We start from the raw sequence: 23,319 nt of genomic DNA, 5'->3' as shown, positions 1-23,319 counted from the left end.
ATATTCCAGCTTGTTTCCCATCAATATATATGATTTTACGAAAATTTAGTTAAAAAAGTTAGTTGTTCTGCTTTTATACGCAACTTTTTTGATCGGGTTTATGTTCCGATCAATTTTTTACCCCTGTTTCTCCGGTCATTTGACCAGGAAAGCATACCTCTCCATATTGTAGGTCAGATTTTGAAAGGCAATCATGGCTTTGGCTCTGACTAAGCCAATGCATCGGAGTACTAATCCATTGGTCCGCTGTTTTATGCTCGCAAAGACATGTTCCACTCTTGCCCGTACTTTTGAGATTCGTTTGTTTCTCTTTTCTTGTTTAGGCGTGAGAAATTTATTCTTTCTTGCAGCATCTTTAATCATGGGAATTATTCCTTTACGTGTCAACATTTCACGGATAGCCATACCATCATAGCCACCATCTGCATAGAGACATTGCCCTTTGTCATCGGTACCAACCAATTTTTTAACAAATTAACTATCGTGTTCATTGGCGCTATCAACCTCAAAATTTAGAATCAGTTTTGTTTTCTTGCAGACTTTGACATTATTCTTATATCCGTAAAATGCTTTACCGCCTTTGGTTACCCAACGGGCATCAGTATCTTTCTGGCTCAGCATATTGGGGTTTTTCTTCCACGGAGCGGGTATTTTACCTTCTTTTAGTTGATCATTTTCCTTTTTTGTATTCCTCTGTTTGGGTACTTCAATCAGAGTTGCGTCAACAAGAACTCCCTCTTTGACAATCATACCTTCACTTGAAAGTATTCCGGCAAATTTATTGAATAATTTATCAGCTATTCCGGATTGGGTGATTTGTTCACGAAACAGCCAAATGGTCTTTTGATCCGGAACCGTATCTTCCAGCTCCAGATCTAAGAAAACCTTAAATGTTGTTCTGTCAAGGATTTCAAATTCCATTTTCTCATCTGAGAGATTATAAATTCTCTGCAAAATCAAAATCTTAAACATCAGTATTGAGTCGAAAGCCGGGCGACCACCCTGTCCCTGGTCAGGTTTCCTTACTGCATTCTCTATCATGGTTCTGAAAGAATCCCACGGAATAGATTTCTTGAGCTTCACAAGTATGAAGCTCGGCTTGTTTAAGGATTCACGAAGATTTTGTTCGTCAAATAAACCTGGTGATTGCTTCCTTGCCATGACAAATACCTTTTGAAGTGTTCATGCAATATAATCATTCTAAGCAAACTATATATATCATAAATTTGCCAGGTTTTTAGAGGTGCCCTAGAGTTTTGTCATACCGAAATTACAAAAAAAAGCCCGTTCAATTTTGGACGGGCTTTTCATTTATGCTCAATAAGCTGTTTACTCTGCGGGTGTGGTTGACTGCACTAAGTAACGCTTAATCTTCTGTGTTGTGGTTTTTTCGAACTCTTTCTCACGGATATAGAACTTCCTGATCTGTTTGTAGGATGAGAGTTCCTTGTTCGCTTCCCTAACCACGTCACCGATCACCTTATTAATGAACTCCGGCGTTATGGAGGTTTGCTTTGATTCTGCAAGTTCGATCAGCGCTTCTGCTTCGGGGACAATCTGCACAGCAATAATCTCATCATGCTTTTCATCCTCTTCGCCATAAACCAATGACTCAAGGATAAACGGGCTCCGTTTCAGTATATCCTCAATCTCTTCCGGGAAGACATTTTTTCCGCTCTTTGAGATGATAACATTTTTCTTCCTTCCGCTTATATGCAGGAATCCGTCTTGGTCTATATATCCGAGATCACCGGTCTTGAACCATGGTCCGTCAAAAGTATCTTTGGTCATCGCTTCGTTTTTGTAGTAACCTGGCATCACAGACGGACCCTGTGCATATATCTCTCCGACTCCGTCCGCGTCCGGATTGTGTATCTTTATCTGAATTCCCGGCAGTGGCAGACCTGCTGCATCATCCTTGAATGCATCTTCACGGTTTAGTGCAAGAATCGGTGCTGTTTCAGTCAGGCCATATCCCTGCACAAAGTGGAAGCCAAATTCCCGCAGCCCCTTTGCAACTGCCGGATCAGGTGCAGCCCCTCCCGCAATAAAGAGACGAACTGCTCCGCCAAACCGGGCGTGAAGCTCTTTAAATATTTTCTTGCGGGCTGATTTCCATCCAACCGATTCCAATGCTCCGGCAACTTTAATCAGCGGAGGTACAATCTTGCTTTTAACTTTATCCTCTGTAATACCCTTGTGGATTTTCTTAAACATCTTATCGTACAATAGAGGAACCGCAAGCAGAATTGTGGCTTGCGAGGCCTGCAGATCTTCAACCACGGTTTTGAGTGAACGTGCATAATATACCGTTGAGCCGCAATACATCGGACAGAGAAATCCGCATGTGCACTCATAGGTATGATGAATCGGAAGCACCGAAAGGAACCTGTCTTCACTGCGGATGTTAATCATCTTGGTCATTGCCATAAGGTTGGCGGTCAGATTTTTCTGTGTAAGCATTACCCCTTTTGCACGGCCAAGTGAGCCGGAAGTAAAGATAATCTCAGCAACATCATCCGCATTAATTGCAGGAAGCGTGTGTGAAGATGCACGGGAACCGGTTTCAATCAAATCCATCATTTTCAGGAACCCATCTCCGGGCTGTACCTTATCCATGCAAATGAAGTGTTTTAGCCGTTTTATGGACTCTCCCTTATCAGAAAAAAGCTGGTAAAACATCTCAGAGAAAATAACCGCTTCACTGTCTGACTCATAAAGGATGTTCAGAATCTCATTAGGAGAAAGATTCCGGTCTATCGGGACAATCACGAAATTGTAGCACATTGCGGTCAGGTAGGCAATTCCCCACTGGGTGCGGTTTTCCCCGATGAGAGCAATGTGAGTCCTCTCAGGAATCCCCAGTGACCTCAACCCTTCCCCAAAATGGCGGACCGAATTGAGAAGTCCTTCATAAGAAACTTCAGGAACCGGTGTCGGATTCAGATCCTTCAGCGCGGTTTTATTGCCATACACCCTGGCAGACCTGACAAGCATATCCTGAATAGAAGAAATCTCAGGAACCGTAAAAAGATCATACTTTTTAGCCATCTTAGCACCTTTTCAAAAATGAGAATAAACTAAAAATCCTGCATTTTTTGTGCCAAACACTCTAATGTTGCCTGTGATCGCCCGGATTCATAGCAGAAGATTCAAATTTGAAACTTTTTCAAAAAAAAGCCCCGGCTGCTAACCAGGGCTTTTTTAGTTAAAAGATACAAGTTAAGTGTGAAAAGTTCTAAACAGTATTCATTCTTAATTTTTCATTATTCATTATTTCAGCATTATCATCTTGCGCGTGAGGGTCTGCTGATCAGTAATGAGTGAATAGAGATATACTCCGCTTGCAAGTGATGATGCATCAAGCAGATACTCATAATATCCGGGCTTTAGCTGCTCGTTAAAGATTTGCATGACTTCCCTGCCAAGCACATCGTATATTTTGAGTGATGCTTTGGTTTCAACCGGTATTCTGAATCCAATCTTCGTTTCCGGGTTAAACGGATTCGGATAGTTCTGAGCCAGATAAAACTCATCAGGAAGAATCTCATGGTTCGATCTGAGAGATACAACAATCACATCAGTACCGCCTGAGAAAGCAAATACACGGCCGTCACGGGTACCAACGGCGAACTCATTTGAGCCGTTGCCGTCAAGATCACCCATCTTCCAGACGGTTTCCGGCGCGGTGCTGTTGCCGGTTCCCGCGGTAAAGGTAAACAGCGGATTGGGGTCACCGCCGCGTCCGTTATATATATATACTTTTCCGTCAAGTGATGCTACGCCGAATTCAGGAATACTGTCTGCATTCATATCACCAAGAAGACCGACGCCAAGGTTATTGCCGGTGGTACGGGTGGCGACAATCTGTGCACCGGTTGATCCTTCAAGCACATAGAAGTTTGGCGTAAGCGCTGATATCATAATGTCATCCACACCGGAGCCGTTGATATCAGGCACCACAAACAAATCTTCAATGAACACATTGCCGATATTTGTTTTCCACAGTTCAACACCTGCGTCACCGCTGATGGCATAGACGTTGCCGTTAATATCGCCGGCAATAATATCAGTTGTGGGCAGTCCCCCGATATTTTCTATCTCATCAATTCCCCATGGACCTGAGATAGTCGGGTAAGCCCAGGTGACATTACCAAGCGAATCAAATCCTATAATTTCACCCGGAGTACCGCCGGATACTCTTGAGCCGACAGCACCGCCATCCTGTGTTGACACAATGCCATATTTCAGTTTCCGGGTTGCGCTCTGATCAATCCGCCACATCTCTGCACCGGTCGCTCCGTTGAGGAGATAGACAGAAAATCTTCCTTCAAATGAAGTTTCATTTCCGCTGGCGCTTACGTAAACATCGGGAATTCCGTCACCGGTAACATCGCGTTTTACATCAACTCCCATGATATCCCCGTTTGAATAATTAATGGAGTCTCCATACTCCCAGAGTTTTGAACCGTCCCGGCCGCTGAGCGCATAAACAAACTCATTGCCGCCGGCTGTGCCGACAACCACATCCTGAATACCATCGCCGTTTATATCTTCAGCAATCTGAAATGCTTCGTACTGATCAACATTACCGGTATTGTTGTTATTGGGATTGGTCCTGAAGGTCCAGAGAACATCTGCCGTAACGGAACTGTTCCCGTTATATGCAACCACATAATAGTTATCCGTGGTTACAATGATATCATCCACGCCATCTTCGTTGATGTCCTTTATCCTCTTTATCATCCTGGCAGTGTAGTCATCAAAGTTAGTTCCTGGATTATCAGGCACAACACCCTGCCAGACGATATTACCGAGCGTGGAGTCAAACGGGGCTCCCGATGCTGTGAGAATGATTTTCTTGAGAGCGCCGTTTGATGCGTTGCTGTAAACCATTATGGTATCAGCGTAATCTTTGTACTGCGTTGGCTTAAACCATAAACGTCCTGTCCAGGAGTTCAGCGAATCTATATTCACCTGCCCCGGCTGTTTTTCGAAATAGAAATCCGGAGTAAGCAGCCGCAGTGAATCAATCTCCAGAGGCGCGGAGCCGTCGTTTTTTATAGTAAGCATAAATGAGGAAGTGCTGCCTACTCTTCTGGCGCCAAGATTAAACGCGTCCTGATTAAATGTTATATAGGGGGCAGTATATACTCCGGTACCCGTGAATTTAATCTTGCTGAACGCAAAATTCGGATCATTGTGGTAGATGAGCAGCGAATCAGAGTAACTCACTGCTGCCGAGGGTTTGAAGAATATATCGAAATAATAGAAACTGTCCGGTTTTATGGTTACCGGCCACTGCGTTATGCTTATGGTAAATGCCGGATTGCTGATGCTTATGGAATCAAGTACAAGATTTGCCGTGCCGAAGTTTTTAAGCGTTGCAGTTACTTTTTTTATTGAGTCCACTTGCACATTCATAAAATTAAAATTAGCGGTCAGCACTGAAATTGCCGGCGTACCTGTACCGCCAAGATCATACTTAAACAATGCTCTGCCGGTGGAGGCCCCTACCGGCTCAGCCATCAGCCAGAGGTGACTGCCATCCCATGCAAGACCGCGCGGATTCTGTCTCACACCTGGCTGCTCAGGTACCCTGAAAGAAAAGAGCGTATCTTCAGTGGCAAGATCAACGGCATAAATCTTTTCAGGATCATTCTGGAATCCATCCATCACGTAAAAAAGTGTATCGCCCCTTACGGCAATACCCTGCGGCTGAAGTCCGAATACCGGTATGGTATCAAGAATCGTTTTGGCTGTTACATCAATTTTATATAATCCTGCTGATGCATCAGGTGAGTAAAGTGATACCCACAATCCCTGGCCGTCCCATGCAGCGCCGCCGAGATACCAGGAGGTAGTGCCTCCCGCTGATGCAATGGGGATTGAGTCAAGTACCGTTCCGGTCGGGGATACTTTAAAAAGATCGCACCGGGCTGTCTTTCGTTCAACATACCAGAAGTTGGTACCGTCAAACGCCAGTCCCTGCGACGTGTTAATTGTGGGATAATTGATATTGAATGAATCTAGCACCGTACCGTTAAGATCGAGTGAAACAATCTTTCCCCGGTTGGTGGTTGGCGAGCTTGATCCGGAAGACATCCATAGTTTTCCGTCATGATAGACCAGCCCGTAACCCTGATCCATATAAGCATACCTGGGCAGAGGTATGGTTTGCACGAGACTCTGAGAGAACAGAGCTGCTGAAAGTACAACGATGAGAGAAAGCACCCTCATGTTATTCTCCTTTCTGTTACTTTATCAGTAACGCTGATTAACTGAACACCATTCCTTTATATATGCGGATATTTCATGTGTAGGCGCGCCGGGAGTAAATATCTTTCCGACGCCAAGTTTTTCAAGTTCTGCTATATCATCATCAGGTATAATGCCGCCGCCGGTCAGGAGAACATCAGTAAGCCCCTTTTCATTCATGAGCTGCCTGATCTTCGGGAAAATTGTCATGTGCGCGCCTGAAAGAATGCTGATGCCTATCACATCAACATCTTCCTGAATTGCCGCCTCAACAATCATTTCCGGAGTCTGCCTCAGTCCGGTATATATAACTTCCATGCCTGCGTCGCGCAGCGCGGATGCAATCACTTTTGCGCCCCGGTCGTGACCGTCCAGCCCTGCTTTTGCAACAATTACTCTTATTTTTCTTTCCATGTAGATGACTCCTTTTTAATGCTTTCGCGGAGATTCTTTCCGTATTCTCTGAATGATCCGTTATTGTACTGTAAAAACTGCGGTCTTCTGAACCGCCCTTTATCATCATGATAACGGGGGATGATGTGAATGTGGCAGTGAAATACCGTCTGACCGGCTGCCCTGCCATTATTGCCGATTATGTTAAATCCTTCAGCCTGCACCGCACCTGTGATAACCGGGCTCAGCCGCTGCACTGTGCTGAATAGTTCTCCCAGTATTACGGCCGGTACTTCTGTTAAATCACGATAGTGGCCTTTGGGAACCACCAGTGCATGCCCGAGATTTACCGGCAGGATGTCAAGAAAACTGATTACTGTATCCGTTTCATACAGGATTTCTGCCGGAGCACTGCGGTCAATTATTTTACAAAAAATACAATCCATCTTATTAAAATATCAAATGACGGCCTGTTTACCAAGTCCGTCAGAGCTGCAGATATTCACGGTTCTTCTCAAAAACACCAAAAAGTCCCCCTGTGTGCAGGAAAAGGATATTTTTCTTTTCACCGCCGTTAATACACCTGTCCTGCAAGGCGAAGAATGCCTTGCCAGTGTAAACCGGATCAAGGATGATGCCGGTCTTCATGGCAAAATCTTTCAGGACGGTAACTTTCTCATTGCTTATCTGCTTGTATCCCTCCGCGGAGTACCCCCCGATAATCTCAAACTGATGCAACGGCAGCCTCATATCAGGTGCGTAAGCAGCAATAAAGCTTTCCAGAATATGCATTACCTTTTTCTCAAGAACAGAAGCCTCATAGAGAACTGAAACTGCGTTAATCTTTACCGGAATATCCTTCAGCGCGGCACCAATCAGCAGTCCAGATACCGTTCCCCCTGAGCCGGCCGCGACATACACCTCATCAAGCCCGGCAAGATTCATCTGTGACTCCAGTTCATCCCAGAATCGTATATATCCGGTAATGCCTTCAGACGAAGACCCCCCCTCAGGCACAATATATACTTTTTTGCCTTCCGCCGCCAGTTTCTCGGCTTCTTCTTTCATGATCTCTTCCGAACGGAGGAATTCTTCATAACTCAGATACCTGATATCTGCTCCGAGAAAACGGTCTATAAATATATTACCCGTTACTTCCTCTTTCGGCTCTCCCCAAAGGAAAAGTTTTACATCCAGTCCGAGTGACCGGCACGCTGCCACGGTGGCACGGGCATGGTTGGATTGCTCCCCGCCTGTGGTAAAGATGATTTCGGCTTTTCGGGCTAACGCATCAGCAAGGATATATTCCAGTTTTCTGATTTTGTTTCCGGTTGTCTCCATTCCGGTCAGGTCATCCCTCTTTATGATCAGAGGATAATCTTTATACGTAATCTTCTGAACCGGTGTCGGCAGAAATGCCAGTGATATTCTGGGAGGCATCAGCATAATCTTTATCCCTCAAATCCGTAAAGTTTTCTTACCCGATTAAGGTCCTCAAGCGTATCAACGGCGATGCTCTCCTCATCGGTCTCCACCACCTTGATTTTCATCCCTTTCTCAAGCATTCTGAGCTGTTCCAGCTTTTCAAGATTCTCAAGATCAGTCTGAGGCCATGAGGTAAACTTCATGAGTGCCTGATAGCGGTAAACATACAGCCCGATATGCTTATATACCGCGTGATATTTTACAATCTCGGAGGGGTCTCCCGTATCTCTGACGTAAGGCAGCGGGGAACGGGAAAAATAAAGAGCAAAATTATAATAGTCGAACACCGCCTTTACGGTATCGGGTGATATATACTCGGCAGGATCGGTTATGCGCTTAACCAGGGTGGAAACCTCCACCGTTTTATCAAACAGAAGCGGTTCAATGGCCTTGTCAATCATCTTCCAGGGAATAAACGGCTCATCCCCCTGTATATTTACCACAATATCAATATTACGGAGCTGATGAACCGTCGCGGCAATACGGTCTGAACCGGTTTTAATATCCGACGAGGTCATAATTGCTTCTCCGCCAAATTCCGTGACGGTATTGTATATCACCTCATCATCAGTAGCCACAATCAGGCGGTCAATCAGTTTTGAGCCGGAAGCGCTGTTATAGGTATGGTAAATCATCGGCTTTCCGCCGATATCTGCAAGAGGTTTCCCCGGAAGCCGTGTTGACCCGAGCCGGGCGGGTATAATTCCAACAATCATCTAATGACCTACAAAAACCGTGTTCAGATTACTTTAGGAACGCTGAAAAAATTATCTTCCCGTGCCGGTGCGTTCTTTAATGCTTCTTCAGGGGTTAAGGAGGGTTTCAGTTCATCTTCCCTCATAAAATTCACTCCCCCCGCGGGATGTGCCATTGGTTCAACTCCGGCGGTATCAAGCTCATTCAGCTTATCCATATATTCGAGAATCCTGTTCATTTCACCGGTGAAGCGTATATATTCCTCTTCGGTGAAATCCAGCCGGGCGAGTTCCGCGATCTTTTTTACTTCGTCAAGCGTAACAGCCATTGTCAGAATCCCTGATAATTTTTAAGAATTTCGTTCCGGACGTCATCCATCAGCTTCAGCTCATCATTCTTGGTTTTAAGTTCATCAAACACAATCGGCTGAGAAAAGTGGACATGAATCTCTCCTCCCTTGATCGTCAGTTTTCCTTTAGGCAGCAGTTTGGAAGCGCCGTTGATGGTCACCGGCACAATGGGAAACCGTACCTTAGCAGCCAGATAAAACGCTCCCCTCTTAAACGGCTGAATTTCGCCGGTTTTGCTTCTGGTTCCTTCAGCAAAAAGAATCACTGAAAACTTATTCTTCATCATTGTCTGTTTTGCCCGGTCAATACTCCCCATTGCGCTTTCTGCTTTCTGCCGGTCAATAGAGATAAACGGTCCGGTCTTAAGCTGCCATCCAAAAACCGGAATGCGGCTCAGCTCCTTCTTATAAATAATGCTCACCCTGCCCGGGAATGCCGCCAGCAATGCAGGAATATCAAACATACTTGAGTGATTGGAAACATAAATATAGATTTTATCCTTCTCCAGATTTTCCAGTCCGGTCACTTTAAGCTTTACGCCAGAGATACCCAGAACACCATTAGCAAAAATTTTGGAGGTCCAGAAATAGGATTTAAAACTACGGTCAACAAATGAGAATATCAGGGCCACAACCGAAAGGAAGAGGGTGTAAAGCCCGATGAGAGTAAGTTTTATGTAAGTCAAATTCGCCTGAAAATTACTTATTTGAACGTAAATTTACGCAATTTCACCTGGATTTTTGCCCACCCCCGAGAATTTCCAGGAAATATTAGCAATCCCCTGATTACTCAATACCTATTTAATTCATGAATGCTTTTTCCATTGTAGCCATTCTATCCACTGCTTACAACTTCCCAATATTCCCAAACGACCCCATTCGTTTTCATGTCTTTAAAATCCTAACAGTACTTACCCTGCCCTTGCCCTCTCCCCAAGTCCGTCCCCAAGCCGGTCCTCAATTCGGTGCCCGAGCCGGTCCCCGAGCTGGTCCCCGAGCGAAGTCGAGGGGGAGTCGAGGGGAAGCCGAGCCGTTCTCCAAGCCAATCCCCGAGCTGGCCCCCGAGCGGAGTCGAGGGGAAGCCGAGGGGAAGCCGAGTGGAACCAGAAACTAAAATAAAAAACCCCTCACTTGGAGGGGTTCTAAAATCACTTTTTAGGATCTTCTTTTTTATCGCTCTTTTTCTTGTCTGAAGAGCAGCAGCTTTTTTCCTTTGATTCTTTGTCTGTTGAACAGCTTTCGCCATCCTTCATCTCTTTCTTATCCTTCTTGGACTCAGATTTTTTTGAGTCATCGGACTTTGTGAAAACAAAAGAGGTCTGGTTGTTATTTCCGTCTTCAGGAACAACGCAGAATTTATCATCAGACTCTTTCTTGGTTTTCTTGTTTGGTTCGTCCGCCTGCAGGGTGAAAGCAACTGCAAACATGAACAGGAACAAAAGCGATTTTTTCATTATTTATCTCCTTTTTTGAATTTTTTTCCGTCTTCACTGAGGTTTTTGATATACTTTTCCGGCTCTTTTTCAAACTTTTTCAGGCAGCGTTTGCAGCAAACTGCATAGGTAACACCCTTATAGGTATGGGTATAATCACCTTCAATTTCTTCGCCTGATACAGGACATACAGTGTTAAATACTTTATTCTCCTTTTTTTCCTGCTTCTCCTTTTTATCCTGAATACCGGCATCCAGGGTAAATGAGGCGGAAACAACAAAAAGGAACAGAAACAACAGAACTTTCTTCATTGGAACTCCTTCTTTTTATACTTCAAGTTAATAGAAATCTTCTAATTATCAAATAACCATAATTTGCTCTTTTTTGATCCATCCGGATCTTCCGTCCGCCATTTTTACCCTGACCCACTCCTCAACCGTATCCTCAACCCTTACTTTTACCCCCTCGACCGTCTTAAAAACCTGATTTCCGTCCTCAGCCGGGGAAGAAAGCACGGTAACCGAAGTCTGGACAATCACCCCGTGCTTAACAGTATCAATCCAATCCGACCGGGTGTAAGCAAGATTAGCCGCTAAAAACATCATTACCAGAATGGCAATTACCGCGGACAAATGAACCACTCCCCCTTTACCGTAAAAGTATCGTAAAATCAGTAAAAGTGACAAAGGATAAAGAAGAAAAACCAGTACATACATCCATCCTGAAAAACTCAGCATCCCGGCGGCACTTATCCACCACTCAAGGGGAGCAATCACCGGTACCTCCTCCTGCTTTTCTTTCACCAGACTTCTGGTAAACAAAATATTCTGCCGGATATCTTCATCAGACGGATTGAGAACAGCTGCTTTTTCGTAATAAGCAATCGCAAAGCCAAGCCGTCCCCTTCTGAAATGCGCATTGCCGATATTGTAAAACAGTTCTGCGGATATATCACCTGAGGATTCAATCTCCCCGAAACGCTCAAGCGCCTCTTCATACTTTTTCTGATTATATAGTTCACACCCCTCCGAAAAAAGCTTCTGCGTGTCCGCATATACCGTTATGCTCATCAGAAGGAAGAGTATCAGTCCGTACCTCAACGCTTCCTCCCTTTTACAATGCTTTTCTCAAGACCGGTTATCAGTCCGGAAGCCGACTCAAATACCGAACTCATCGCCTCACCCGCGCCTGAAGCCGGTGCAAAGCGCACAAACTGTATGCCGCTGTAAGTATCCTTCAGCCGCTGAAGAATATCTTCTTCAAGATGCAGTGCTTTCAGCCGTTCCTCAGCCGTTTCGATGGAAAAGTCAGCAGCGGCAATCCTGAGTTTATTCTCAAGGTACTTCTGCAGCGCGCGAGAAATTTCAAGATAAAAGCCCTCCTTGTTCCCCGCTTCCATGAGCTTTTTTGCCTGTTTCAGCTGTTTTGCGGCAAATTTCTTTGCCTGAAGCTCCCGGTAACCGGAAAGATCAGCAAGCATCTCCTGCTTTCTGCGGAATATATACGCAAACGCCCCAAATCCGATAAATGGCAGTAATGACAAAACCCAGAACACGGGGCTTTCAAACGGACTGCCTTTGCTCATCTCCGCGTTGGTGTAACTGGTCTTTATATACCGGATATCAGTTTCCCCTTTATTGCTTCTGTCCGGAAGCGATGAAACAAAATCTGCGTTAGGTGTTACTTCAATAGTAAATCCTTCAGCTTCAACGGTTTCATATTTCTTTGCAGTAGTGTTAAAATAACTGAATGCCAGAGGCGGAATCACCGTCTCACCTGCATTGCGCGGAATCAGCAGATATTCAACAGTCTTGGTTCCGCTGATCACTCCGCCTCTGCTGATACTGTTATCCGACTTATCCTCATATTTCTCAATCCCGCTCCCCAGATCAAACTCCGGCAGGGTGAGCAGAGATATATTGCCTGTTCCGCTCAGGGTGTAAGTGAGCCTTACCGGATCTCCCTGTTTCACCTGCTTTTTATCAATCTTACTTTGCAGTTTAAAACTCCCCACTGCACCGGTGAAATTCACGATGGATGCTGCAGGAGGAAGCTCTTTCGCCTCTATCTTCAGCACATTGGATTTGGCGGTATATTCGATAGTCTCCGTTGTCCGGAAGAAAGGATCATTAAAGAAATCTCCCCACGGGTCGTTTGACTTTCTTTTCCGCTGTATGACCACTGGTATTTTCAGTTCATACTGCGTTACCGAAAGTTGTCCCGTCTGCTGCGGGAAAAGGGCAACTTTTTTAAGCGTTGCCACATTGTAAACAACACCATCAATAGTCTCCCGGCTGAAGTTGATAACCTGCGGCATGTCAATTTCCTCCGCCCAGAATCCCTGATAATTCGGCAGTTTGGTTATCTGCGGTGTAGATATATTCAGGCGTGTATATAGCTTATAAGTGACAGTCACCTGCTCGCCGGTGTAAGCTGATGATTTATCAGCAAATGCCCGGATGTAGAGATTCTCCGCGATCTCATTCATATCCACATCGGTTGATTCTTCCTTCTTCGGCTTCCCCGTTCCTTTGGTTACATCAACCGTAATAGTATTAGAACTCATCTTGGTCCCCCCCACTGTAACCGTGGCAGCCGGTATAGTGAGTTTTCCCGTCTTGAGCGGCTGTATATAATAAGAAAAGGATTTCTGCCCCGAGACTGCTCCGTTTATAAACTGCATACTGGTTGACTGATTAGGTCCTGAGACTATCTTAAAATCCGTAAAGGTCGGTGCCTGGAATCCCCCCACACCATTGATATCCTTGCCGGAATATGTAAAGCTCACCTCTATCACATCATCCGTTGTAGCGCTGTTCCTGTTAACCGTTGCCTGAAATGTCTGGGACCATCCATGCTGCACCAGCACAAGAAAAATAAAAACCGCAAGTCTCTGCAAAGTAATCATCGCTTAATTGGAATATCCTGCTTCGTGCTTACCAGTCTTTTTCAACTTTAACGCGGACTCCTTCCTGCTTGCGCAGTTTTTTCTGCATCTCTTTTTCATTGTTCTTCATCGCGGTCAGAATCCGCTCTGCATCCTCCTTAGAAATCTTTGGCTTATCCTGCCCCTGCTTCTGTTGATTCTGATCCTGCTTATTCTGCTGGTTTTGCTGATTCTGCTGATCCTGTTTGTCCTGATCCTTATTCTGGTCTTTGTTCTGATCCTTATTCTGATCTTTATTCTGGTCCTTGTTCTGATCTTTGTTTTGATCTTTATTCTGATCCTGATTTTGCTGATTCTGCTGATCCTGCAGTTTCTTCAGGGCATAACTCAAATTATATTTTGCATCAGCATCCCCCGGATTATACTTCAGTGCGTTTTTATATGCTTCAATACTTTCTTTATATTTCTCCTGCTTCAGCAGTGAGTTCCCCAGATTGTAATATGCCTTCGATTTTTCATTCTTATCAGTCAGAGCGTTAATACTTTCGGTATAACTTTTCAGCGCGTCTTCAAACTTGGACTGCTTATAATAACTTCCGCCGAGGTTCAGTTTTAGTGTTTTGTTTTCCGGCTCCTGCTCAAGCCCTTTTCTGAACTTAATTTCCGCCTCGGAGAAATTTTTCTTCTCAAACTCCTCCACACCGTCATTGTTCAGTGTGCGTATGCTCTGCCCCTGTGCTTCTGCCAGGATAGCGGCAAACATCAGTATATAAATATATTTCATGATTTCTTCTCCTTCCTCAGTTTTACCCGTTCAGAGATTAAAAGTTCCAGTATCAGCAGGAAAAGCGCCGGAATCAGCATCCAGTAATATTTGTCATCATAATCTGTTATCATCTTTGCGCCGTATTCACTTTTCTCTATCTTTTCCAGATCAGAGTGTATCTCATCCAGATTATTACGTCCCGGTGAAGAAAGATAGTACTCTCCTCCGGTTTCAGCGGCTATCTTTTGCAGAGTCTGTTCATCGAGTCTGGTGATTACTGCATTGCCGCTTCCGTCCTGCTTAAATCCGATATTGTTACCCCGTGCATCAAGTATGGGAATCGGTGCTCCGTCAGGTGAACCCATTCCAATCGTATAAATGCTCACCCCTTTATCCTTTGCGCTGCTGAGCGAAGATTCCAGGTCTCCTTCATGATCCTCACCATCGGTTATAGTAATAATCACTTTGCGGGAAGGAGAGTCATAATCAAACGACTCCACGGCAAGATTGATCGCCGAAGCCACAGCCGTTCCCGGTTTAGGAATCGAATTTACATCCACAGCGCTCAGGAAAAGCCCGGCGGCAGAGTAATCAGTGGTCAGCGGGAATTGTATATACGCATCTCCCGCGAAAATAATCAGACCTATCCTGTCACCCTTCAGTTTCTGCAGCAGTGCGTTAATTTCACTCTTTGCCTTATCAAGACGGTTAGGCAGCAAGTCCTGCGCAAGCATGCTCTGCGAAATATCCAACAGGATATAGATTTCAATCCCCTTCTGTTTCACCTCTTCTATCCTGGTCCCGATCTGCGGATTCGCAATTCCAAGTATCAGGAAAGGAAATGCAAGTAGAATGATACCCAGCTTCAGATAATCTTTACCCCTGCTCTTATTGCTTAGGAGGGAAGAAAAAATCCCGGCACCGGCAAAGCGGCTTATCTGCTTCTTCTGTCTTTTATAGATATAAACAGCAAAAGCAATAAGCACCGGCAGTGCATAGAGCAGGTAAAGATATTCAGGTCTCGCGAATCTCATACTTACGCCAGTCTCCTGAAATAGGTTCGCGCAAGAAGGAACTCAAAAAATACCAGAAGCAGCGCAGCAAGGGCAAAAGGATAAAAGTGCTCCGTCTTGTTTCTGTAGGAAGTCACCTCTATAATTGACCTCTCTAGTTTATCAATTTCGCTAAATACCCCCTCAAGCTTTTTATTCCCCGTAGCCCTGAAATATTTCCCGCCGGTCTGTGTGGCAATCTTGGTCAGCATTGCGTCATCAATCTGAACGGGCACCATCTGATACTGCTTTCCAAACGGAGTGTTAAAGGGATATGGCGCTTCACCCATGGTTCCGACACCGATGGTATATATTCTCACACCAAAGGTCTTTGCAATCTCTGTGGCGGTTATCGGGTCAACTTCTCCCGCGTTGTTCACACCGTCGGTCAGCAGTATGAGCACTTTGCTTTTTGCGTCACTGTCCTTCAGGCGGTTAACACCATTGGTGATGGCATTGCCTATTGCTGTGCCGTCTTCAATCATTCCGGACTTCACAACCCGGAGCTGATCGGTAAGCACCTTATAATCAACCGTAAGCGGACACTGTGTAAAAGCATCCCGTGAAAATATCACGAGTCCGATTCTGTCTGTCTGGCGTGCCATCACAAATTCCTTTGTCAGGTTCTTTGCCGCCTCAAGCCGGTTTGGTTTAAAATCCTCAGCAAGCATACTGCCTGATATATCCAGTACCAGGACAATATCAATACCCTCCGTATTGATATTCTCTCCCGATGTATAAGAAACCGGACGTGCGATGGCAATAATAACTGCCGTAATAGCAAGATACCGCAGCAGCGCCGGCAAAAATGCAAGTCTCATCCGCAGACTCTTAATTCCACCGAAAATATCTGCCGTACCCGGATAAACAACCGCGGCTGAATCCCGCTTCGCAATAAAATATTTCCACGCCAGAACCGCGGGTATCAGCAGCAGAAACCAGAGATATCCCGGCTGAAGAAACTCATAATTCGCGAAAAACTTCATTATCGCTTCTCCCCGTTAACTGATTCAGACTCTTTCAGGATATCATAGGCGGTTGTCATCATACGCTGATTCAGGTCTGGGACAGGTATATATTTAGCAAACTTTACCAGATCCGCGTTTTCAAAAAATGTTTCCGTTTTCGCGATAATACCCTGCGAAATTCCCTTGTTTCTCAGAGCTTCAAGCGTTTCGGCAGACGTGCTCTCAAGCGCTGGGAGTGAATAAGCCCGCTCAAAATAATTCCTGATAATACCGGTAATCTCAGAATGAAATTCTTTAATCATGCCGCTCTGCCAGAGCTGCTTTTTTTCTAACAGCTGCAGCGCGCTCAGTGCTTCCTCATAAGGACTCACTTTCACCACCGGAACCTTCGCCTCAGGTTTCTCCCGCCTGCTTAGTGTCTTATAGAGCCAGTAACCCAGTGCACCAAGCACAATCAGCAGAGGCAGAAGCCACCAGAGGAATGAGTAATCAAAAGGAATTCTCTCCGGGGCTTTTATATCACGTATATCCTGAGAAGTGTCAACCGCTACAGTGGAAATCAGAACCTGAAAGGAATCGCTGTAAAAGGTCTTTGTACCTTCCCCCTTTACAAACAGAAAAGGCATGCGTGGGATGGTAAAAAGCCCGCTGTCATATCCCGCTATCACAAAAGCAAACTTCGCTTCCCGCATGCCCCCGCTCTCTTCAAGCGAAAGTGTATCGGTATATAAATATTCAAGCGGCGCCAGTGAATCAAACCGTGCGGGGAACACTAACCGGTGGTCTGCCGGATACTTTGCCTCTATCTTCAGCGAAACCGGATCACCTACCAGATAAGATGTCGAATCAATCCCTGTTTTAAACTGAATCTCCTGTCCTGAGAGAATCACAGGAAGAAGAAAAAGAAGGAGCAGCAGATTTTTACTCACAAGCGTGTCTCCCGCTTTTTAAAGAAACTGACTAATGGGGGTATATAAGACTGAGCCGTATTAATCTGAATGGTATCAACCCCGGCAGCAGTGAATATCTTCTTTGTACGCTCCCTCCGCTCCTGCACCTTTTCATAAAATTTCGAGCGTATCTTAATAGAACTGGTATCTACCAGCATCTCTTTGCCCGTCTCCGGATCAGCAAGCCGCATCAGCCCGACTGAGGGCAGGTCGTTTTCACGCGGGTCTTCGACCTTTACGGCAATCAGGTCATGCTTTCTTGCCGTTATTCTGATCACCTGCTCATAATCCTTATCATTAAAATCGGAAATCAGAAAACAGATGCTCCGCTTTTTTACCGCTTTGTTCACAAATTCAAGCGCACTTTTAATATTCGTTCCACGGCTCTTTGGTTCAAATGAAAGCACCTCCCTGATAATGCGCAGCACATTAGTCTTCTTCTTCTGAGGCGGTATATACTTTTCAACTGAATCAGTGAAAAGAATCAGCCCTACCTTGTCATTATTCTTCAGTGCACTCAGTGAAAGGATGGCGCTCAGCTCCGCGGCAATCTGCTGCTTTGCCTGCTGATAGGAGCCGAAATACTGCGAACCTGATAGATCAACTACCAGAAGCACCGTCAGTTCACGCTCCTCTTCAAATACCTTGATAAAAGGATGCCCGAACCTGGCCGTTACATTCCAGTCTATGTTCCGTATATCATCGCCATACTGGTACTCACGCACCTCGCTGAAATCCATACCCTTTCCCTTGAAAACCGAATGGTATTCACCTGAAAAGAGATGGTTTACCAGACCTCTGGTTTTTATCTCAATATGGCGTACTTTTTTAAGAAGCTCTGATGTAATCATGCCCTGAGGATAGATATATTACGGAACTTCAACGGTATTCAGGATATCCTGTATGATATTCTCAGAAGTAATCTCCTCCGCCTCAGCTTCATAAGTAACCCCTATCCTGTGCCTCATCACATCATAAGCAATCGAGCGGATATCCTCCGGGATCACATATCCCCTTCTGCGGATGAATGCATGAGCTTTTGATGCCTGAGCAAGACTGATGCTCGCGCGGGGGGATGATCCGTATTGTATCAGCGGCTTCAATTTGGCAAGTTTATATTCCTCCGGATTTCTTGTCGCGAATACGATATCCAGTATATACCGCTCAATCTTTTCATCAAGATAAACCTCCTTCACCAGTTCTCTCCCTCTGATGATATCCTCAGCGGTAATCACCGGCTGAACAGAAACACTCTCAGTTGAGGTATTGCTTCTGAGAATCTTTAACTCTTCTTCTTTACTTGGATAGGAAATCTTCACCTTGAGCATAAAACGGTCAACTTGTGCTTCCGGAAGCGGATAGGTGCCTTCCTGCTCAATAGGGTTCTGGGTAGCAAGAACAAGAAATGGGTCTTCCAGCTTAAAAGTCTGCTCCCCTATAGTCACCTGTCGCTCCTGCATCGCTTCAAGCAATGCACTCTGCACCTTGGCTGGGGCGCGGTTAATTTCATCCGCCAGAATAAAGTTCGAAAAAAGAGGCCCCTTCTTTATCAGGAAATTCCCTTCTTTCTGATTGTAAATCTGTGTACCGACCAAATCAGCCGGAAGCAGATCAGGCGTGAACTGAATTCTCTGGAACTTTGCCTTCATCGAAGAAGCCAGAGTCTTGATTGCCAGAGTTTTGGCCAGACCCGGCACCCCCTCAAGCAGCACATGCCCGTTTGAAAGCAGCCCGATCAGGAGCCGTTCCACCATAACCTTCTGCCCCACAATTACCTTGCTTATTTCATTGGAAAGCAGGTCAACAAATGCACTCTCATTGCGGATTTTTTCATTTAACGCTGAAATGTCCAAGGGATACCCTCAAAAATTATTAAAAAACCTGTTTTTTTGACGACCCCAAAAATAAAAAGTTTACCTCCCCCGGCGAAAAAAACCATGACAAACCACTCCTTTTTACCTCATAATTAGTAGAATTTTAAATTTTCCTGGCCGTTTACTGTTCACCTCTTCTCTACTTTGAGTGCCGGCCCCTGGGTGGAGATGAAGGGGCTTGAGGTTTTTAAGTTCATTTATTCCCTCAGGTTTTCCGGCCACTATCCAGAGCAATAATTCATCCTGCAAAATTCTTTATTGTAAATTGCCCCAATCCTTTTTTATCACTTTTAATCAGTAAAAACAGAACCATGTCAGACCACTCCGCCCCGGAAAACCAGATTCCAAAGGAACCCTCCCTTTCCGATCCAGCTCAAAATCTCTCAGGGAGTAACCTGCCTCCGGTCAAAAAACAGAGTCCTTTGGCAGTTGCGGCCGGCCTGGTCATTCTCTTGCTCCTTGTAGCGGTAGTATGGTTTTTAAACAAAGAGACTCCCCAAACCCGCATCGAGGCACTTATCGTCTCAGGCAAAATCATTGAAGCCGAAAAAGAACTCGCCATCCTAGAACTTCCTCCTCAGTCAGCTGATTTTTACCGGCTCATTCTTTCTGCCATTGCCCAGCGGGATAGCCAACACTATTTTAATGCTCTCTTGGGACTCCGGTCAGTGCAAAAAACCTTCATTAAAACCTCTGACCTTAAGAACACCCTGAACAATCTGGAGACCGAACTGCTAGAAAAAACCGCAGCATTAACCGATAAACTCAACACATTCTTTTTTGAATATACCAATACCCTTCTCAGGAATGATCTTGCTAATCACCTCAGTCTGTTTGCTGATACCGCAGTCAGTCAAACCCAAAATCCGCGAAGGCAAATTACGGCCGAAAAATCCCTCTTCTTCAGCAGCTTCAGAACCATCCGGCATAAAATGAAGCTTCTTTCAATATCAGAAATTGGAAATTCCATATTGGCTATCCGGGTTGAAGAAGAACTATTTACCGAAAATAATGATAACCCGTCCCAAGGCACCGCATGGGTCAGAAAATATTTTGAAGCAAAGCAGACCGCAGATACATTCCGCCTCATCCGTGAAGAAGTCCGGGAAACGATCCTGAACGTCACCGCTGAGGCCGCCTCATACAAAGGATATACATTCACCATAAAGAAACATGAGGATGACTGGGAAAGCTCCGTAATTCTGAAAACACAGAGCGGTGAACCCATATATACACAAACCGTGGCACAGGCGGAGTTCTTCGCCGATGATTATGATAATGACTCTCAACTCGAACTGATGGTCAGAACCTACTCCGGCGGTGCACATTGCTGCTATACACTATCGGTCTGGGAACTGGAAGAAAAACCCGTCCTCTACTCTCCCGGACTCGAAATCTTCGGGATGACCATCAGCTTTGAGGATATAGATCAGGATGGTAAAAAAGAATTCAGCACCGTTAATTACAGCTACGATTACGCATTCACCTCACACGCAGGCTCCGTATTTCCGCCCATGGTTTTTGAGTACAGCAATAATCAGTTCCGCGAAAGCACCGTAAAATATACCACTTTGCTCAAACAACATCTGCAGGAAATCAAAGCAGAAATCGCTGACTTTCTCACCAGCCTCGAACATCCCAATACCTGCCAGAGCATGCAGGAAATTGGCTGGGGCGCTGACTACAAAGCCCTCATCGCCGCTGCTGTAACGGATATATACCTTCTCAACGGAGAGCCGGATGCCTTTGCTTTCTTAGATGAATACTACACCTGCCCAGACAAACCTGAATTCAAAGCCGCTGTTAAAAAACTGTACTCCGGATATAACACAAAGTAGAAACATTATCACTACCCGCTCAGAGCATTCAAAGAAATATTGAAATTTACGGGATGCTGATGACCGGATAATTCTGTCAATACAGGAAGAGGTATTAAACCTGCAGTGCTGTGAAGGTATATGAATCAGTGATAACTGAGCTCTCACTTTAAAGCAGCGGGAGGATGCCCCCTAAATAAAGAAAAGACAAAAACTGAAACTCAATAAAATTCATCCCCCGGAAAACAGAAATCAATTATATCACCAATAACCAGGAACTAAGAACCAGGCACCTGGCATTTAAAGAACAGCGAAAACTCCAAACTTCAGATACTCTGTCTCCGGCATTGCAGGCAGTACCGGGTGATCCTCCCCTGCTCCGGCAAAATGAAGCAGTTTCAGCTCTCTTCCTGCCTTCAGCGCTGCTTTATGAATAGTCTCCAGAAACACCTCACGGGTAATATGGTGTGAGCAGGATGCAGTTGCGTAAAAACCACCCTTCTTCACTAACTTGAGTGCAAGAGCATTAATCGTCAGGTACCCCTTAACTCCCTCCTGAATCCTCTTTCTGCTTTTCACAAACGCCGGCGGATCCGTCACAACCAGATCAAAACTTCTCCCATTCTGATGCAACTCCTTGAGCACCATGAAAGCGTCCCCCGGTATATACTCCGCCCCGGCTGAAAATCCGTTTAGTTCATAATTTCTGCGCACTGCCGCAAGTGCTGTTTCAGATATATCACTAAACACTGCCTCCCGGGCCCCCGCCTTAAGAGCGTGCAGCCCGAATCCCCCCGAATTGCAGAAGAGATCAAGCACTGATCCTCCCCCCGTGAACCGTGAGGCGTAAATACGGTTTGCTGCCTGGTCAAGAAAAAAACCTGTTTTCTGAGAATCTCTGAAATCTATCTGATACTTCACCCCTTCAATCGTTATCACCTCTTTCTCCGGAGTGCCCAGAAGTATCTCATCCTCCTCCGAAAGCCCTTCCAGCTTTCTGAAGTACATATCATGACGGGTCAGAATATGTTTCGCCTGCAGTTCATCCCGCAGAACTCCGGTAATAACATCTTTAAGCGCCTCCATCCCGGAGCTGTGTATCTGAAGAATATAGCTGTCATTGTAGCGGTCAGCCACCAGCCCGGGCAGTCCGTCACTCTCGCCGAACAAAAGCCGGTACGCGCTTCTCCCCGTATATATCCTGCTCCGGAGCCCGGCTGCTGAAAGTATACGCTCACGCAGAAACTCCCTGATATCTTCTATCTTCTCCCGTGAAAGAATGCGCACACAGATCAGTGAATTCCTGTTCCATACGCCTGTTCCAAGAAACTTCCCCGATGACGAATAAACCTGACAAAGGTCTCCGTTCACCGCTTCCCCCTCCGTCTTCAGCACCTCATTACTGAATACCCACAGATGCCCCGCTTCAATTCTTCTCTCCTCATTCTTTTTAAGATATATATCAGCCAACCGCTGCATCCTTTCTGATCAGTTCCCGTATCATCCCTTCCCGGATTGCATAAGGGGAGTAAATAAAACCGGCAAATCCGAAATAGTCCGCGATTGCCCTGACGATTGAAATACTTGCAGGAAGTATTTCAAGTTTGTTTTGTTCTAAATAGGTAAGCCAGAGGCGGTCTTTCAGAAGATAGTTTGCCCTGCAAAGTGCCTCTGTCTCCCGGATAAGATTATAACTGATGTGCTTCTCCTCCGCACTCAGAAACGGTCTGATCATGGAAAGAGAATTAAACGTCCCCGATGTTCCGATCACAAGCGGTGAAAGATACATTTCCTTTTCAGGAAAATGCAGAATAAGCTGATGCAATGTATATTCACGAATCTGCTGCATTGACTCATCAGAATAATCAAACTCCGGCGCGAACATCTGACTGCACCGTACGGCACCAACCGGCATGCTTTCAGCACGAAGATACTCCGTTCCCCTCCCCTTAATAATCTCCGTGCTGCCCCCGCCGATATCAATAACCGTCATATCCCCTTTCTCCTGAGGGAAAAGCATGGTTGCCCCTTCATAAATAAACTCCGCTTCCCTGTGTCCGGTGATTTTTTCAACCGTTATTCCCGTCATATCTTTCACCCTCTGTAAAAACTCTTCACCGTTGACTGATTCCCTAACCGCGCTTGTTGCCATCCCAAGATACGATGCCTGATGAAATGATATATCATCCGCAAATTCTCCGATGATTGCAATCCCCCTTACAATCCGTTCTTCAGGTATATACGTCCGCCCGGATGCATCCTTTGCCGCCAGCCGGTGGACAATTCTTTTATCAAGAAGTGCATCCCTGAACCTCCCCTCCTCAACCGAAATAATCTTCAGGTGGAATGAATTCGAACCAATATCTATGGCAGCATAGTTTTTCATTATGG

Annotated in this window: 24 protein-coding genes; 1 reads left to right on the top strand and 23 read right to left on the bottom strand. The window is 45.4% G+C overall.

Translation table 11 applies throughout. The annotated features are described in order from the left end of the window. Window positions 1-135 precede the first annotated feature (135 nt). From HRU80_07655 to HRU80_07555, 21 genes are all read right to left on the bottom strand, one after another. Window positions 136-462, bottom strand: coding sequence for a transposase (locus tag HRU80_07655; GenBank protein ID QOJ28764.1), 327 nt, complete (start codon window positions 460-462; stop codon window positions 136-138). Between the two features lie 12 nt (window positions 463-474). Beyond that, a complete protein-coding gene (locus HRU80_07650) occupies window positions 475-1,161 on the bottom strand; it encodes an IS5 family transposase (GenBank protein QOJ28763.1) in 687 nt (228 codons plus the stop codon). Between the two features lie 168 nt (window positions 1,162-1,329). After that, a complete protein-coding gene (locus HRU80_07645) occupies window positions 1,330-3,051 on the bottom strand; it encodes an AMP-binding protein (protein QOJ28762.1) in 1,722 nt (573 codons plus the stop codon). A gap of 222 nt (window positions 3,052-3,273) precedes the next feature. After that, window positions 3,274-6,240: a choice-of-anchor D domain-containing protein gene (locus HRU80_07640; GenBank protein QOJ28761.1), complete on the bottom strand. Its 2,967-nt coding sequence runs from the start codon at window positions 6,238-6,240 to the stop codon at window positions 3,274-3,276. 24 nt (window positions 6,241-6,264) lie between these two features. Next, window positions 6,265-6,672, bottom strand: coding sequence for a cobalamin B12-binding domain-containing protein (locus HRU80_07635; protein QOJ28760.1), 408 nt, complete (start codon window positions 6,670-6,672; stop codon window positions 6,265-6,267). Continuing rightward, window positions 6,657-7,097, bottom strand: a complete 441-nt coding sequence (locus tag HRU80_07630) for an HIT family protein (protein QOJ28759.1) — start codon at window positions 7,095-7,097, stop codon at window positions 6,657-6,659. Before HRU80_07630 ends, HRU80_07635 begins: the two co-directional genes overlap by 16 nt. A gap of 40 nt (window positions 7,098-7,137) precedes the next feature. Beyond that, window positions 7,138-8,091 carry a pyridoxal-phosphate dependent enzyme gene (locus HRU80_07625; GenBank protein ID QOJ28758.1) on the bottom strand — a complete coding sequence of 318 codons (954 nt, stop codon included), beginning with the start codon at window positions 8,089-8,091 and terminating at the stop codon, window positions 7,138-7,140. Between the two features lie 11 nt (window positions 8,092-8,102). Further along, window positions 8,103-8,852 (bottom strand): 3-deoxy-manno-octulosonate cytidylyltransferase, encoded by a 750-nt coding sequence (gene kdsB, locus HRU80_07620; GenBank protein QOJ28757.1) that lies wholly within the window; start codon window positions 8,850-8,852, stop codon window positions 8,103-8,105. Window positions 8,853-8,875: 23 nt separating this feature from the next. Further along, window positions 8,876-9,160: an Asp-tRNA(Asn)/Glu-tRNA(Gln) amidotransferase subunit GatC gene (gene gatC / locus HRU80_07615; GenBank protein QOJ28756.1), complete on the bottom strand. Its 285-nt coding sequence runs from the start codon at window positions 9,158-9,160 to the stop codon at window positions 8,876-8,878. A gap of 2 nt (window positions 9,161-9,162) precedes the next feature. Further along, window positions 9,163-9,867 (bottom strand): 1-acyl-sn-glycerol-3-phosphate acyltransferase, encoded by a 705-nt coding sequence (locus tag HRU80_07610; protein QOJ28755.1) that lies wholly within the window; start codon window positions 9,865-9,867, stop codon window positions 9,163-9,165. 462 nt (window positions 9,868-10,329) lie between these two features. After that, window positions 10,330-10,635, bottom strand: a complete 306-nt coding sequence (locus tag HRU80_07605) for a hypothetical protein (protein QOJ28754.1) — start codon at window positions 10,633-10,635, stop codon at window positions 10,330-10,332. Continuing rightward, window positions 10,635-10,925: a YHS domain-containing protein gene (locus HRU80_07600; GenBank protein ID QOJ28753.1), complete on the bottom strand. Its 291-nt coding sequence runs from the start codon at window positions 10,923-10,925 to the stop codon at window positions 10,635-10,637. Before HRU80_07600 ends, HRU80_07605 begins: the two co-directional genes overlap by 1 nt. A gap of 48 nt (window positions 10,926-10,973) precedes the next feature. Next, window positions 10,974-11,714 (bottom strand): tetratricopeptide repeat protein, encoded by a 741-nt coding sequence (locus HRU80_07595; protein ID QOJ28752.1) that lies wholly within the window; start codon window positions 11,712-11,714, stop codon window positions 10,974-10,976. Further along, a complete protein-coding gene (locus tag HRU80_07590; protein QOJ28751.1) occupies window positions 11,711-13,522 on the bottom strand; it encodes a protein BatD in 1,812 nt (603 codons plus the stop codon). The genes HRU80_07595 and HRU80_07590 overlap by 4 nt, the downstream gene beginning before the upstream one ends. 28 nt (window positions 13,523-13,550) lie before the next feature. Beyond that, on the bottom strand, window positions 13,551-14,285 hold the full coding sequence (locus HRU80_07585) for a tetratricopeptide repeat protein (protein QOJ28750.1): 735 nt from the start codon (window positions 14,283-14,285) through the stop codon (window positions 13,551-13,553). Beyond that, window positions 14,282-15,301, bottom strand: coding sequence for a VWA domain-containing protein (locus tag HRU80_07580; protein ID QOJ28749.1), 1,020 nt, complete (start codon window positions 15,299-15,301; stop codon window positions 14,282-14,284). The genes HRU80_07585 and HRU80_07580 overlap by 4 nt, the downstream gene beginning before the upstream one ends. Before the next feature lie 2 nt (window positions 15,302-15,303). Next, complete coding sequence (locus HRU80_07575; protein ID QOJ28748.1) at window positions 15,304-16,305, bottom strand: VWA domain-containing protein; 1,002 nt, start codon at window positions 16,303-16,305, stop codon at window positions 15,304-15,306. Beyond that, window positions 16,305-17,216, bottom strand: coding sequence for a hypothetical protein (locus HRU80_07570; protein QOJ28747.1), 912 nt, complete (start codon window positions 17,214-17,216; stop codon window positions 16,305-16,307). The genes HRU80_07575 and HRU80_07570 overlap by 1 nt, the downstream gene beginning before the upstream one ends. Beyond that, window positions 17,213-18,088 (bottom strand): DUF58 domain-containing protein, encoded by an 876-nt coding sequence (locus HRU80_07565; protein ID QOJ28746.1) that lies wholly within the window; start codon window positions 18,086-18,088, stop codon window positions 17,213-17,215. The genes HRU80_07570 and HRU80_07565 overlap by 4 nt, the downstream gene beginning before the upstream one ends. Window positions 18,089-18,106: 18 nt before the next feature. Beyond that, window positions 18,107-19,090, bottom strand: a complete 984-nt coding sequence (locus tag HRU80_07560) for a MoxR family ATPase (protein ID QOJ28745.1) — start codon at window positions 19,088-19,090, stop codon at window positions 18,107-18,109. A 102-nt stretch (window positions 19,091-19,192) separates the two neighbouring features. Next, window positions 19,193-19,345 carry a hypothetical protein gene (locus HRU80_07555; GenBank protein QOJ28744.1) on the bottom strand — a complete coding sequence of 51 codons (153 nt, stop codon included), beginning with the start codon at window positions 19,343-19,345 and terminating at the stop codon, window positions 19,193-19,195. Between the two features lie 77 nt (window positions 19,346-19,422). Here HRU80_07555 and HRU80_07550 point away from each other — a divergent pair, with 77 nt between their 5' ends. Next, complete coding sequence (locus HRU80_07550) at window positions 19,423-20,949, top strand: hypothetical protein (protein ID QOJ28743.1); 1,527 nt, start codon at window positions 19,423-19,425, stop codon at window positions 20,947-20,949. 279 nt (window positions 20,950-21,228) lie between these two features. On the opposite strand, the gene HRU80_07545 is transcribed toward HRU80_07550, so the two are convergent. After that, window positions 21,229-22,398 (bottom strand): class I SAM-dependent rRNA methyltransferase, encoded by a 1,170-nt coding sequence (locus HRU80_07545; GenBank protein QOJ28742.1) that lies wholly within the window; start codon window positions 22,396-22,398, stop codon window positions 21,229-21,231. After that, entirely contained in the window at window positions 22,391-23,314 is a 924-nt protein-coding gene (locus HRU80_07540) for a hypothetical protein (GenBank protein ID QOJ28741.1), read from the bottom strand. The genes HRU80_07545 and HRU80_07540 overlap by 8 nt, the downstream gene beginning before the upstream one ends. Window positions 23,315-23,319: the final 5 nt, after the last annotated feature.

The sequence above is a fragment of the Ignavibacteriales bacterium genome (assembly GCA_015709675.1).
GTDB lineage: Bacteria > Bacteroidota > Ignavibacteria > Ignavibacteriales > Ignavibacteriaceae > H2-BAC3.
The sequence above is the reverse complement of the archived record's forward strand: the minus strand, read 5'-3'. Positions and strand labels throughout refer to the sequence as shown.

Excerpts from the sequence above, each read along its gene's own strand:
- HRU80_07650 (QOJ28763.1), bottom strand. The coding sequence starts at position 1,161 with ATGGCAAGGAAGCAATCACCAGGTTTATTTGACGAACAAAATCTTCGT.
- HRU80_07645 (QOJ28762.1), bottom strand. The coding sequence starts at position 3,051 with ATGGCTAAAAAGTATGATCTTTTTACGGTTCCTGAGATTTCTTCTATT.
- HRU80_07640 (QOJ28761.1), bottom strand. The coding sequence starts at position 6,240 with ATGAGGGTGCTTTCTCTCATCGTTGTACTTTCAGCAGCTCTGTTCTCT.
- HRU80_07635 (QOJ28760.1), bottom strand. The coding sequence starts at position 6,672 with ATGGAAAGAAAAATAAGAGTAATTGTTGCAAAAGCAGGGCTGGACGGT.
- HRU80_07630 (QOJ28759.1), bottom strand. The coding sequence starts at position 7,097 with ATGGATTGTATTTTTTGTAAAATAATTGACCGCAGTGCTCCGGCAGAA.
- HRU80_07625 (QOJ28758.1), bottom strand. The coding sequence starts at position 8,091 with ATGCCTCCCAGAATATCACTGGCATTTCTGCCGACACCGGTTCAGAAG.
- kdsB (QOJ28757.1), bottom strand. The coding sequence starts at position 8,852 with ATGATTGTTGGAATTATACCCGCCCGGCTCGGGTCAACACGGCTTCCG.
- gatC (QOJ28756.1), bottom strand. The coding sequence starts at position 9,160 with ATGGCTGTTACGCTTGACGAAGTAAAAAAGATCGCGGAACTCGCCCGG.
- HRU80_07605 (QOJ28754.1), bottom strand. The coding sequence starts at position 10,635 with ATGAAAAAATCGCTTTTGTTCCTGTTCATGTTTGCAGTTGCTTTCACC.
- HRU80_07600 (QOJ28753.1), bottom strand. The coding sequence starts at position 10,925 with ATGAAGAAAGTTCTGTTGTTTCTGTTCCTTTTTGTTGTTTCCGCCTCA.
- HRU80_07590 (QOJ28751.1), bottom strand. The coding sequence starts at position 13,522 with ATGATTACTTTGCAGAGACTTGCGGTTTTTATTTTTCTTGTGCTGGTG.
- HRU80_07585 (QOJ28750.1), bottom strand. The coding sequence starts at position 14,285 with ATGAAATATATTTATATACTGATGTTTGCCGCTATCCTGGCAGAAGCA.
- HRU80_07580 (QOJ28749.1), bottom strand. The coding sequence starts at position 15,301 with ATGAGATTCGCGAGACCTGAATATCTTTACCTGCTCTATGCACTGCCG.
- HRU80_07575 (QOJ28748.1), bottom strand. The coding sequence starts at position 16,305 with ATGAAGTTTTTCGCGAATTATGAGTTTCTTCAGCCGGGATATCTCTGG.
- HRU80_07565 (QOJ28746.1), bottom strand. The coding sequence starts at position 18,088 with ATGATTACATCAGAGCTTCTTAAAAAAGTACGCCATATTGAGATAAAA.
- HRU80_07550 (QOJ28743.1), top strand. The coding sequence starts at position 19,423 with ATGTCAGACCACTCCGCCCCGGAAAACCAGATTCCAAAGGAACCCTCC.
- HRU80_07540 (QOJ28741.1), bottom strand. The coding sequence starts at position 23,314 with ATGAAAAACTATGCTGCCATAGATATTGGTTCGAATTCATTCCACCTG.